10 protein-coding genes, 2 tRNA genes, 2 rRNA genes and 1 pseudogene (1 of these 15 only partly in view) are annotated in these 12,361 nt (G+C 39.3%); 8 read left to right on the forward strand and 7 right to left on the reverse strand.

All coding sequences use genetic code 11. From position 1 onward, the window contains the following. The 4 genes from SJY23_RS00290 to SJY23_RS00305 form a co-directional block, all read right to left on the reverse strand. Positions 1-339: ribosomal RNA gene (locus SJY23_RS00290) — 23S ribosomal RNA — on the reverse strand (it extends 2,488 nt beyond the left edge of the window). Between the two features lie 279 nt (positions 340-618). Further along, positions 619-695, reverse strand: a tRNA-Ala gene (locus SJY23_RS00295). Positions 696-827: 132 nt separating this feature from the next. Further along, a tRNA-Ile gene (locus SJY23_RS00300) sits at positions 828-901 on the reverse strand. 213 nt (positions 902-1,114) lie between these two features. Further along, a 16S ribosomal RNA gene (locus tag SJY23_RS00305) occupies positions 1,115-2,638 on the reverse strand. Together the 16S and 23S rRNA genes with 2 tRNA genes alongside form the textbook arrangement of a ribosomal RNA operon. 760 nt (positions 2,639-3,398) lie before the next feature. Between SJY23_RS00305 and thrS the strand changes: the two genes are divergently transcribed. The 7 genes from thrS to SJY23_RS00340 all read left to right on the forward strand — a co-directional run bounded on the left by thrS (position 3,399) and on the right by SJY23_RS00340 (position 9,496). Continuing rightward, on the forward strand, positions 3,399-5,345 hold the full coding sequence (gene thrS, locus SJY23_RS00310) for a threonine--tRNA ligase (RefSeq protein ID WP_396597022.1): 1,947 nt from the start codon (positions 3,399-3,401) through the stop codon (positions 5,343-5,345). Between the two features lie 59 nt (positions 5,346-5,404). After that, positions 5,405-5,917, forward strand: a complete 513-nt coding sequence (gene infC, locus SJY23_RS00315) for a translation initiation factor IF-3 (RefSeq protein WP_262485449.1) — start codon at positions 5,405-5,407, stop codon at positions 5,915-5,917. A gap of 118 nt (positions 5,918-6,035) precedes the next feature. Then, a complete protein-coding gene (rpmI, locus tag SJY23_RS00320) occupies positions 6,036-6,233 on the forward strand; it encodes a 50S ribosomal protein L35 (RefSeq protein ID WP_013751600.1) in 198 nt (65 codons plus the stop codon). 119 nt (positions 6,234-6,352) lie between these two features. After that, positions 6,353-6,697: a 50S ribosomal protein L20 gene (gene rplT / locus SJY23_RS00325; protein ID WP_013751599.1), complete on the forward strand. Its 345-nt coding sequence runs from the start codon at positions 6,353-6,355 to the stop codon at positions 6,695-6,697. A 227-nt stretch (positions 6,698-6,924) separates the two neighbouring features. After that, entirely contained in the window at positions 6,925-7,608 is a 684-nt protein-coding gene (locus SJY23_RS00330; RefSeq protein WP_035336288.1) for a cell division ATP-binding protein FtsE, read from the forward strand. Positions 7,609-7,692: 84 nt separating this feature from the next. Then, positions 7,693-8,571 carry a glycosyltransferase family 2 protein gene (locus SJY23_RS00335; RefSeq protein ID WP_396597023.1) on the forward strand — a complete coding sequence of 293 codons (879 nt, stop codon included), beginning with the start codon at positions 7,693-7,695 and terminating at the stop codon, positions 8,569-8,571. Next, complete coding sequence (locus SJY23_RS00340; RefSeq protein WP_396597024.1) at positions 8,564-9,496, forward strand: glycosyltransferase family 2 protein; 933 nt, start codon at positions 8,564-8,566, stop codon at positions 9,494-9,496. Before SJY23_RS00335 ends, SJY23_RS00340 begins: the two co-directional genes overlap by 8 nt. Here SJY23_RS00340 and SJY23_RS00345 read toward each other — a convergent pair. Together SJY23_RS00345 and SJY23_RS00350 are read right to left on the reverse strand one after the other, a co-directional pair. Further along, a complete protein-coding gene (locus SJY23_RS00345; RefSeq protein WP_396597025.1) occupies positions 9,485-9,874 on the reverse strand; it encodes a sugar 3,4-ketoisomerase in 390 nt (129 codons plus the stop codon). The genes SJY23_RS00340 and SJY23_RS00345 overlap by 12 nt on opposite strands. Beyond that, complete coding sequence (locus SJY23_RS00350; RefSeq protein ID WP_396597026.1) at positions 9,871-10,950, reverse strand: glycosyltransferase; 1,080 nt, start codon at positions 10,948-10,950, stop codon at positions 9,871-9,873. Before SJY23_RS00350 ends, SJY23_RS00345 begins: the two co-directional genes overlap by 4 nt. A gap of 32 nt (positions 10,951-10,982) precedes the next feature. Between SJY23_RS00350 and SJY23_RS00355 the strand changes: the two genes are divergently transcribed. Then, positions 10,983-12,119 carry a glycosyltransferase gene (locus tag SJY23_RS00355; protein ID WP_396597027.1) on the forward strand — a complete coding sequence of 379 codons (1,137 nt, stop codon included), beginning with the start codon at positions 10,983-10,985 and terminating at the stop codon, positions 12,117-12,119. Between the two features lie 24 nt (positions 12,120-12,143). Here SJY23_RS00355 and SJY23_RS00360 read toward each other — a convergent pair. Continuing rightward, positions 12,144-12,248, reverse strand: a pseudogene (locus tag SJY23_RS00360) (DapH/DapD/GlmU-related protein); the annotation flags it as partial. Between the last annotated feature and the right edge of the window lie 113 nt (positions 12,249-12,361).

Below are 12,361 nucleotides of genomic sequence, written 5' to 3' on the forward strand. Positions count from 1 at the left end.
TGGCTACTCTTTCCAAAGTATTCTAATTCATAAAGCACAAAATATCGTGGTCCTACAACCCCCATTATGCCGTAACATAATAGGTTTGGGCTAATCCGCGTTCGCTCGCCACTACTAGCGGAATCACTATTGTTTTCTTCTCCTCCGGGTACTTAGATGTTTCAGTTCTCCGGGTTTGCCCCATTGCTGGTGATATATCTTCAATATACCGGGTTGCCCCATTCGGATATTTGCGGATCAATTCTTGTGTGCAGATCCCCGCAACTTTTCGCAGCTTATCACGTCCTTCATCGCCTCTGAGAGCCTAGGCATTCCCCATACGCCCTTAATTAGCTTATTGTACTTATTGCTCTTTTAAGGGCTTATGTATAAAATACATAAACCTTTATATTATAATGAGTTAATCATATTATATTCATATTCTTGCGTATATAACCGGCTAGGTTACATACGACTTCTCGTATTCTTTAATTATTTCCCAATATGTCAATGAACGTTTTCCCATAATCAGTATAAGATCTATGTAAATAAAAACGTATTGCACTCTCGTGAATCCTGTGTTTTTAAAAACTATATCCTTTATACCTAAGGATGATAACTACTATAAAGTAACTATCTTGGTGGAGAATATCGGAGTCGAACCGATGACCTCCTGCGTGCAAGGCAGGCGCTCTAGCCAGCTGAGCTAATCCCCCATTTTTATGAAATCAAGATGATGACATCAGATTTCGAATGACGAAGTAATGATTCTCAACTTCTAAAATTTCCTTCAAAATGTAATAAAATGAACATCGCGATTTATTAAGCTTTCGCGAAAGCGTAACCAGTAGTCTCAGGCAGACTCGAACTGCCGACCTCTACATTATCAGTGTAGCGCTCTAACCAGCTGAGCTATGAGACTGTAATTAAACAATCTATAGTTGTTAAGTAATAGTCTTAAGTAAAAAACTCAATACTAAAGTCTAACTACTATTTACTTGTTTATTAAAATTAAATCGACAGCTATTGAAAACTAAAACCTACTACTAACCTTTCGGTTGTAAGTCGTTTGCTGTTTGTTAAAGATATTGTTACATATAAATACATAACGCACCATAACAGGGACAAGCTCTAGAAAGGAGGTGTTCCAGCCGCACCTTCCGGTACGGCTACCTTGTTACGACTTAGCCCTAGTTACCAGTTTTACCCTAGGCCGCTCCTTACGGTGACGGACTTCAGGTACCCCCAGCTTCCATGGCTTGACGGGCGGTGTGTACAAGGCCCGGGAACGTATTCACCGGATCATGGCTGATATCCGATTACTAGCGATTCCAGCTTCATGGAGTCGAGTTGCAGACTCCAATCCGAACTGAGATAGGGTTTATAGATTCGCTCCTTATCGCTAAGTGGCTGCTCTCTGTCCCTACCATTGTAGCACGTGTGTGGCCCAGGACGTAAGGGCCGTGATGATTTGACGTCATCCCCACCTTCCTCACGGTTTGCACCGGCAGTCTGGCTAGAGTTCCCGACATTACTCGCTGGCAACTAACCACAGGGGTTGCGCTCGTTATAGGACTTAACCTGACACCTCACGGCACGAGCTGACGACAACCATGCAGCACCTTGTAATCTGTCCGAAGAAAACTCTATCTCTAAAGCTGTCAGACTACATTTAAGCCCTGGTAAGGTTCCTCGCGTATCATCGAATTAAACCACATGCTCCACCGCTTGTGCGGGCCCCCGTCAATTCCTTTGAGTTTCATTCTTGCGAACGTACTCCCCAGGTGGGATACTTATCACTTTCGCTTAGTCACTCAGCCCGAAGGCCAAACAACTAGTATCCATCGTTTACGGCGTAGACTACCAGGGTATCTAATCCTGTTCGCTACCTACGCTTTCGTCCATCAGCGTCAATATATTGTTAGTGATCTGCCTTCGCAATCGGTATTCTATGTAATCTCTAAGCATTTCACCGCTACACTACATATTCTAACCACTTCACAATAATTCAAGACATACAGTATCAATGGCAATTCTATGGTTAAGCCACAGACTTTCACCACTGACTTATATGCCCGCCTACGGACCCTTTAAACCCAATGATTCCGGATAACGCTTGCACCCTCCGTATTACCGCGGCTGCTGGCACGGAGTTAGCCGGTGCTTATTCTTATGGTACCGTCATCAGTCTACACGTAGACCTTATTCTTCCCATATAAAAGTAGTTTACAACCCATAGGGCAGTCTTCCTACACGCGGCATGGCTGGATCAGAGTTGCCTCCATTGTCCAATATTCCTCACTGCTGCCTCCCGTAGGAGTCTGGTCCGTGTCTCAGTACCAGTGTGGGGGATCTCCCTCTCAGGACCCCTATCTATCGTAGTCTTGGTAAGCCGTTACCTTACCAACTAACTAATAGAACGCATAGTCATCTTATACCGCCGAAACTTTAATTATTTAATGATGCCAAAAAATAATACTATGGGGTATTAATCTTCGTTTCCAAAGGCTATCCCCCAGTATAAGGTAGATTCTATACGCGTTACGCACCCGTGCGCCGGTCGTCAGCAAATAGCAAGCTACTCCTGTTACCCCTCGACTTGCATGTGTTAAGCCTGCCGCTAGCGTTCATCCTGAGCCAGGATCAAACTCTTCATCGTGTGTTGTTAATAATTTTAACTCCTCACAACTCGAAATATCCGGTCAATAATAAACTTCTAGTTTTCAAATTCTTTGTAATAATACCCGAAGGTATTAATACGCGCTGTCAATTCAATAAATCAATGAACTTTCTCTACTACTATTAATAGTAGAAAACTCTTGTAAATGCCAAGGAATCGAACCTCAAATTAGACTAACTAATCTTCCAAAACATCTCAATAAAAACTCTTGAACTTCGCTAGATATGTTACTGTTTCTCTAAGCGGGTGCAAATATACAACTGTTTTTTAAACTCACAACTTAATCTTAAAAATAATTGAAATTTAATTTTCAACCTCTAAAACTAAGTAACAATTGCAATGAACATAACTCACAAATAACCTCCATTTGTTAGCGGCTGCAAAACTACAACCTTTTTCCTAATTACAAACTATCTTTTTAAAAATAATTTGAAGAAATAAAAACAAACTTTTTGAAGCCATTTAAAAGAACAAGCGCTTACCGTGAAGCGGGTGGCAAAGATACACCGAAGTTCTAATCTGACAAGAATATTCTTGAGAAAATTTTAATTTATCTCAGAATCAAACATTACAAATCACCAAAAAGCCTCTAATTCCGTGAAAACAAAGAAGTTATTATTCTTAACATTTTCGCGAAAGCGTACATACAACACTCCTTAATATATAGTCAAACAGAACGCAATATGTATTGTAAACAATCACTGAAGATACTATCTTTGCTCCTTTAAACAATCGAACTATGATCAATATCACTTTGCCAGATGGCAATGTAAAACAGATGGACAATGGAGCTACTCCTATGGACGTCGCAAAAAGCATCAGTGAAGGACTGGCGCGCAATGTAATTTCGGCAAAATTTAATGGGCAAACGGTTGAAACCTCTACCCCACTTACCGAAGATGGTTCGATCACGCTTTTTACCTGGAATGATGATGAAGGAAAGACAGCTTTTCGCCACTCTTCTTCTCACGTACTCGCACAGGCAATTTTAAAATTATACCCTGGAGCAAAGCTTACTATAGGACCAGCTATTGAAAATGGATTCTATTATGATGTTGACTTAGGTGACCAGACTATATCTGACAAAGATTTTAAGAAGATAGAAGATAAGATGCTCGAGATTGCTCGTGGAAAGCATGATTTTAAAATGCGATCTGTAACAAAGCAAGAGGCTCTTGATAAGTACAAAAGCGAAGGAAACGAGTTTAAGGTAGAACTCATTGAAAATCTAGAAGATGGTACAATCACCTTCTGTGATCATGATGACTTTACAGATCTATGTCGCGGCGGCCACATTCCTAACACAGGAATTATAAAAGCTGTAAAGATTATGAGCGTTGCTGGCGCATACTGGCGTGGCGACGAAAATAAGCCGCAACTTACTCGCGTTTATGGAACATCTTTCCCAAAACAAAAAGACCTTAAACAATATCTTGAACTTATAGAAGAAGCAAAGAAGCGCGACCACAGGAAGCTAGGTAAAGAACTAGAATTATTTACCTTCTCACAGCGCGTAGGCCAAGGCCTTCCGTTATGGCTACCTAAAGGAGCTGCCCTACGCGAGCGTCTTGAAAACTTCCTTAAGGATGCTCAGAAAAAGCAAGGTTATGAGATGGTCGTATCTCCTCATATAGGTCAAAAAGAACTTTATGAAACATCAGGCCATTATGCCAAATACGGAGCAGATAGCTTTCAGCCTATAGAAACACCTAACGAGGGAGAAGAGTTCTTACTTAAACCTATGAACTGCCCTCATCACTGTGAGATATACAATAGCCGCCCATGGAGTTATAAAGAGCTACCTAAACGTTTTGCCGAATTTGGTACCGTGTATCGTTACGAGCAATCAGGAGAACTTCACGGATTAACACGTGTACGCGGCTTCACTCAAGATGACGCCCATATATTCTGTACTCCAGATCAATTGGATGAAGAGTTTATGAAAGTAATAGACTTAGTACTATATGTTTTTGGATCTTTAGGTTTTGAAAACTTTACAGCACAAGTTTCTTTACGTGACCCAGAAAAGCCGGAAAAATATATAGGAGCAGATGAAAACTGGATAAAGGCAGAAAATGCAATCCTTAATGCTGCCAAAGCTAAGGGACTCAATTATGTTGTTGAGACTGGCGAAGCAGCTTTTTACGGGCCTAAACTTGATTTCATGGTTAAGGATGCGCTAGGTCGTAGCTGGCAACTGGGTACGATTCAAGTAGATTACAACTTACCAGAACGTTTTGAACTACAGTATAAAGGCAGTGATAATGAGATGCACCGCCCAGTGATGATACACCGCGCACCCTTTGGAAGTATGGAGCGTTTTATCGCAATTTTACTAGAACACACTGGAGGTAATTTCCCACTTTGGTTAATGCCACAACAAGTTAATATTTTGACATTGAGTGAGAAATACGAGAAATATGCTCAGAATGTTTTAACTTTGCTTGAAAATCACGAAATTCGCGCAATTATAGATAACCGTGGGGAGACTATGGGTAAAAAAATTCGGGAAGCAGAGATGCAAAAACTTCCGTTTATGATTATCATAGGAGAGCAAGAAGAAAATGATGGCACAATATCTGTAAGAAGACATGGTGGTGAGGATTTAGGCAGTATGACTATAGACGCTTTCGCGAAAATGGTAAATGCCGAGATAGCATCCACAATAAAAACATTTGAAGTTTAATTTAAAATAGAAACGCCATAGCAATACGTAGAAAAAGATCGAGAGGTCCTGCAAGGATCATTAAGGAAGACCAACACAAAATCAACCAAAAGATACGTGCCAAAGAAGTACGCCTTGTGGGAGATAACGTGGAAGTAGGGATTTACCCTATCCAAAAAGCACAAGCACTAGCAGCAGAATTAGAGCTAGATCTTGTAGAGATATCACCTAATGCTGCACCGCCAGTTTGTAAAATTATAGACTATAAAAAGTTTGTATATGAGCAAAAGAAGCGCGAGAAGATAATGAAGGCAAAAGCCTCAAAAGTGATTATCAAGGAAATACGTTTTGGTCCACAAACAGACGATCACGATTACGAATTTAAAAAGAAGCATGCAGAGAAGTTCCTTAAAGAAGGAGCAAAACTTAAAGCATATGTTTTCTTTAAAGGTCGTTCTATCATCTATAAGGATCAAGGAGAGATACTACTTCTAAGACTAGCTCAAGAGCTAGAAGAATTAGGAAAAGTAGAACAACTCCCGAGACTAGAAGGAAAGCGTATGACAATGTTCATCGCTCCTAAGAAAAAATAAGCTTGCTAGCAAGCATAAGTTGCTAGTGTATAGCAGCTAGACATAAAACCCTCCTACTCTTTTGAGTCAGGAGGGTTTAGTAAGAAAATAAGTGAGATAATTTAAAAAATAGGAACAGATGCCTAAAATGAAAACAAAATCCAGTGCTAAGAAGCGTTTCAAGCTTACCGGAACTGGTAAAATCAAAAGAAAGCACGCTTTTAAGAGTCACATTTTGACTAAAAAATCTAAAAAGCGTAAGCTTGCGTTGACGCATGACGGCCTTGTGCACGATGCAGATACGAGTAATGTTAAATTGATGCTTAATCTTAAGTAATCCGTTTAACCGGTTAAAACAAATATTTTTAAACCCTGGAGTATGGCCTTCTCTCCGCTTAAGAGAGAGAACAAAAGAGTATACAGCGTGTACCGCCTGCTACAAAAACACATTAAATTATGCCTAGATCAGTAAATTCAGTTGCTAAAAGAGCCCGTAGAAAAAAGGTAATGAAGCAAGCCAAAGGTTACTTTGGAAGACGTAAAAACGTTTGGACAGTAGCTAAAAATGCAGTAGACAAAGCAATGTCTTATGCATATAGAGACCGTCGTCAGAATAAAAGAAATTTCCGTTCATTATGGATTACTCGTATTAACGCGGGTGCTCGTATGCACGGTATGTCTTATTCTCAGTTTATGGGGAAAGTAAAAGCAAATGGAATCGAGCTTAACCGTAAGGTGCTTGCAGACCTTGCTATGAATCACCCAGAAGCGTTTGAAGCAGTAATCAATAAAGTAAAATAAGGCGCGAGCCTCATTTAATAATACATCTCACTTATTAAAAAGTCCTGCTCATCGAGCAGGACTTTTTGTTTTAAACCACTTTTAAAATTTACTAATGTTAGTGAGTAATTCCATTTTCGCGCAAGCGGGGTTGACAAAATATAAACAGATTTTATAAAAATTTTTATACTTAGCCATAAAACACTTTCATCTAAATTCCGTTTCTTTGAGTGTAATAACAAAACCCTATGTCTGCACCAGTTCTTGAACTTTCACACGCCGCAATTTACCAACGAGAAAACCTCATTCTCTCTGAAGTAAATGTTACCATAGAGCCAGGTGACTTTGTGTACCTCATAGGTAAAACGGGATCTGGAAAAAGTAGTTTTATGAAAACGCTTTACGGTGACCTCCCACTCACAGAGGGTAAAGGAAACATAGTAGGCGTAGACCTTAACGGACTTAAAGAAAAGAATATTCCTTTCTTACGTCGTAAACTAGGTGTTGTTTTTCAAGATTTTAAATTGCTTAATGACCGTACGGTAATTGATAATTTAAAATTTGTACTCAAGGCTACCGGCTGGAAAGATAAAACAGCTATGGAGGCAAAAATAGATGCCGTTCTTGATAAAGTAGGGATGAAAAGCAAAGGCTTTAAATATCCTTACCAGCTATCTGGCGGTGAGCAACAACGTATCGCCATTGCTCGTGCTTTGCTCAATGACCCAGAACTTATTCTGGCAGATGAGCCTACAGGTAATCTAGATCCACAAACGAGTGTAGAGGTGATGGAAGTATTGCAGGAGATTAATAAAAACGGCAATACCATTCTTATGGCAACACACGACTATGCGCTTTTACTTAAATACCCTTCTAAGACATTAAAGTGTGACGGTAACAAGGTTTTTGAGGTTGTACAGAAGACAGTATAATCTTTTTATCAAAACAAGCTGCTGGCTACCGTTTTTATAAGCGTAGGCATACATCATCTTAATATTGTATTTTCGTTTGCAGGTATGCTTTCCATTCTTATCCCGACATATAATACAGATATTACTGCACTTGTCACATCACTTCTTGATCAGACACGAGAGGCAGGAGTAATCTATGAACTTATTTTTTGTGAGGATGCCTCAACCTTATACCAAGAGCAAAATAGTGCACTCACCGCACAACCCTACGTTCGCGCACTTATAAATAAAACCAACCTAGGAAGAACAGCCACACGGTCAAAGCTTGCCAAAAACGCAGAGTATGACTGGCTTCTCTTTCTTGATGCAGATGTGCTTATAGATAACGATCAATTTATCAAAAACTACCTAGCAGCATTACAAAGTGACAACTCTATCATAGTAGGGGGTACTTCATATGTAGACGTACCACCAAAAAATAAAGAGCTACGCTGGAAATACGGTATAAAACGAGAGGCAAAAATTGCCAAAATACGAATGGAAAACCCGTCGTATATTATATCTCAAAATATACTTGTAAAAAAAGAAGTATTCTTCAATCTAAACATTATAGAGAGCAGGCGCTACGGACTTGACAATATATTCTCTTACCAGATTTATCATCAAAAAATTACTGTTTTACACATAGATAATCCTATTGTACATACGGGTCTTGAAGATAATTTGATATTTCTAGACAAGTCACTACAGGCTATTGACACACTCATACATTATGAACATAGCGGGAATATAAGCCGAGACTTCACATCATTACAACAAGCGTATCAAAAATTAAAAAAACTCCGTCTAGACTTTGTATATCCTACAATTTTTAGTCTCTTTAAATTAGGCATACAAAACAACATCGTGAGTAATAGACCTTCGTTATTTCTATTTGACTTATTCAGGCTCAACTACTATATAAAAAGTCGAAAAAATGCCTAAATTCTCTGTGGTCATTACGGTATATAACAAAGCCTCTTTTGTAAAGGAGACCATAGAGAGTGTACTAAAGCAAAGCATTCAAGAATTTGAGATTATAGTAGTAAACGATGGCTCTACAGATGGTAGTGATGCTGTCATAAAATCCATAGCCTCAGAAAAAATTACATATCTCCCGCTTGCAGAAAATGTAGGAGCAGGCGCTGCACGCAACATAGGCATAAAATCTGCCAGAGGATCGTTTATCGCACTGCTAGATGGTGATGATTTATGGGCTCCCTCCTACCTAGCAGAAATCACAGCTCTTATTAATGTATATCCCGAGCACTATGTATTTGCAACAGCCGTGCTTAAGGAATATAAAAACTCAACAAGACCTAACAGTTATAGCTTTGAAAATCCAGACAACAAACCTTTTCTAGACCTTGATTACTTTACAAGCAGTTATAAAAACACACTTCTTACAAGCAGCTCAACAGTTTTTCACCGATCTGTATGTGAGGATGTAGGCTATTTTAATGAAAAGATAAAAAGCGGTCAAGATACCGACTTGTGGATACGCATAGGTTTACAATACAGAATAGCCTTTAGCACAAAAGGGTGTTCAACCTACCGCTATGCACCACAAAGCCTTTATAAAGGAACTCGCTCTGTAAAAGATAGACCAGACTATTTAGCATATTTAGAAGAAGAAAAAACAAACAAAGGCCTCAAAAGATTCATAGATCTCAATAGGTACTCGCTCATCATAAGAGCGCGACTTTGGGGTCAAGAGAAAGAAGTAAACACTTATCTAAAGCATCTTGATATAAATAACCTTAATAGTAAACAACGGTTTTTATTAAGTCTACCCACCTACGCCTTACGTGTTGCTTTTAAGAGTCAAAGCTTGCTTGAAAAGGCTGGACTCAAACTCTCAGCTTTTTAGAGACTTGTAAGTCTCATAGTTACGTATATAATCATCTTCATCATACTCGTGAGATGCCAGCACGAGACATACTGCTCCAGAAGAAAAGTTTTCTAACTCTCGCCAGATATTTACATCTATAAGCAAGCCTTGATTAGGCTTATTAAGCATTACACGCTCCTTTTCTTTTCCATTATCAAGCACTACTTCAAAACTCCCACTTACAGCAATGAGCAACTCCTTACACTCCTTATGAGCGTGACCTCCTCTATATGCTCCACTAGGCACATCGTGTAGATAATAAACGCGATTTATAGCATAAGGTAACACCTCTTTTTCTATCACGGCTAGATTGCCTCTAGGGTCTGTAATTCTTGGTATTTCAATAAGGTTTTTCATAAGCTATCTAGTAATTTTTTCCAGTCTAGGGCAATGTGTTCTGCTGCCAGATGTTTTACACTTTCTTGCGCATTTTTTTTACATTTACTGGCAAGCTCGCCATCTAGCACAAATGTACGAATGGCAGTACTTAAAGCCACCTCATCATAATTTGCCGCTAGCATACCGTTTATGCCGTTTTGCACAATCTCTCTTGGTCCTGAGTCACAATCTACACTTATAACCGGAGTACCTAGTGCTAGTGACTCTACAAGTACCATCGGGAAGCCTTCATAGTGACTGGTGAGTAAGGTGCACAATGCTCGCTCTACTATAGGTGCGGGATTAGATTGATGCCCTATAAAAATAACTTTATCATTTATTCCTAGAGATTTTGAGAGTGTTGCTAGCTTTTTGGCATCTGGACCATCTCCCATAATCACGAGAGGTAGTTTTAAGTTCGCTTTTGCGAAAGCGGAAATCATCAAACTAAAGTTCTTCACATCATCAACCAGTCGTCCATACCCTAAAAGATACGTCTCTGGAAGGCTTAGATTGTTCTCGCCAAAAGTCATTTTTGGGATAGGGTTATACACCTGGTGAATATGTTTAAAGCCGTATCTCGCTTTAATTCTTTCAGCAATACTTTTTGAAACTCCTACAAAGTGACTCTTACCATAAAACCATTTAGTAAGCATATCTGGTGCTGGAAAATATGTTTCTAATCGAGCACTTCGCACCATATAAAGTACTCTTTGGGCTTTATAAATATACTTTGTGTATACCCACTCTTTTAAGGCAGAAGAGCGAGATCTACTATCTATAATAAGATCAAACTGCTCATTATGTAAGTAATTCTTTAATCTTTTAAGGTGCTTATACTTTGTAGCTAGGCCGTCGTCCTTACGCTTATCTGCTCCTAGATTAAATAATGTCCCTTCATAGGGATAAGAAACTCCATCTCTTATACAGATGATATGTACCGTATGCCCAAGACCTGTGAGTATCTGTGATAAAAATGCCGTAGACCGCTCTGCACCACCCCCAGATAGGGAGATGGTAACAAGTGCAATTTTTTTATGAGTATCTTTCGGCAACAGAAGGAGTTTTTGTTTACCAAATATAATCAATGCGCATCTTACTCGTAGGCGAATACAGCCGACTTCATAATTCTCTCAAAGAAGGTCTCACCGCATTAGGTCACGAGGTTACCCTTGTGGGTTCTGGCGATGGTTTTAAAAAATTTCCCGTAGACATCACACTAGAAAGAGGTTATACCTCTGGCTGGAAAAAGAAGCTAAAACTGAGCATTCTTAAATTAACCGGCATTGATATTTCAGAAAAATCACTGCGTAACCACTTTACAAAATTACAACCTCAACTTTCTGGTTATGACGTGGTGCAACTTATTAATGAATCTAGTTTTAACTCCACACCGTTATTAGAACTTGAGATAGCTCAGTATCTCAAAGCGCATAATAAAAAACTCTTTCTCCTCTCTTGCGGTACAGATCACATAAGTGTTACCCACGCTTTTACAGACGAGCTACCATACACAATTGCCACACCCTATAAGGAAGGTAAACTCACAAAAACATCGTTTGCCCCAGCGCTTAAGTACCTAGCACCCGCTTATAAAAAATTACACACGGAACTATATAAGCTTGTAGATGGTGTGATTGCTACAGATCTTGATTATCATTTTCCTCTTAAAAGTCATCGTTTATACAAAGGGCTCATACCAAACCCTATCAACGTAAATAAGATACCTAAGCAGGAGATTGCATTTACGTATCCTATTACCATCTTTCACGGGATTAATAGAAATAATTATTATAAAAAAGGAAATGACCTTTTTGAGCAAGCGCTTGCTATTATAACCAAGAAATACAGCGAGAAGGTAGACATCATCACCACAGAAAATCTACCGTATGATGAATATATTACCGCTTATAATAAAGCACATATTGTGCTAGATCAAGTTTATGTCCACGATCAAGGTTACAATGCGCTGGAGTCTATGGCAAAAGGTAAGGTGGTCTTTACTGGTGCTGGCCCGCATTTTAAAGCACAATATCAATTAGATAAAACGGTGGCAATAGATGCGACACCAGATGTAAATGAAATTGTGGCAAATCTAGAAAAGCTCATAGCGTCACCTGCGCTTCTTGAAGAGATAAGTGAGAACGCAAATCACTTTATAAAAACCCATCACCACTACACAAAAGTCGCCCAGCAATATCTTAAGACCTGGCAAGCTACATAACTAAGAGAATGTAACTCCCCCAGCTACCGAGGATGTCACAACACTTCCAGCAGCAATCACGGCATTATCACCTATTGACACGCCTTTCCAGATGCTCACATCATTACCTATAAAAACGTTTTCACCTATCGTTACTGCGGCACTTGGTCCCGTATCGCTTCGGCGTCTGGTGGGGTCAAGACTGTGAAAATTACAATTATAAATGGAGCAATTAAGCCCTATTGTTGTATCATCTCCTATCA

Source organism: Dokdonia sp. R86516 (assembly GCF_044596715.1).
Taxonomy (GTDB): Bacteria; Bacteroidota; Bacteroidia; order Flavobacteriales; family Flavobacteriaceae; genus Dokdonia.

Bases quoted from the DNA above. Each gene is read 5' to 3' on its own strand.
- SJY23_RS00335 (WP_396597023.1), top strand. From the start codon at position 7,693: ATGCTTTCCATTCTTATCCCGACATATAATACAGATATTACTGCACTT.
- SJY23_RS00345 (WP_396597025.1), bottom strand. From the start codon at position 9,874: ATGAAAAACCTTATTGAAATACCAAGAATTACAGACCCTAGAGGCAAT.
- rpmI (WP_013751600.1), top strand. From the start codon at position 6,036: ATGCCTAAAATGAAAACAAAATCCAGTGCTAAGAAGCGTTTCAAGCTT.
- SJY23_RS00355 (WP_396597027.1), top strand. From the start codon at position 10,983: ATGCGCATCTTACTCGTAGGCGAATACAGCCGACTTCATAATTCTCTC.
- SJY23_RS00340 (WP_396597024.1), top strand. From the start codon at position 8,564: ATGCCTAAATTCTCTGTGGTCATTACGGTATATAACAAAGCCTCTTTT.
- SJY23_RS00330 (WP_035336288.1), top strand. From the start codon at position 6,925: ATGTCTGCACCAGTTCTTGAACTTTCACACGCCGCAATTTACCAACGA.
- rplT (WP_013751599.1), top strand. From the start codon at position 6,353: ATGCCTAGATCAGTAAATTCAGTTGCTAAAAGAGCCCGTAGAAAAAAG.
- thrS (WP_396597022.1), top strand. From the start codon at position 3,399: ATGATCAATATCACTTTGCCAGATGGCAATGTAAAACAGATGGACAAT.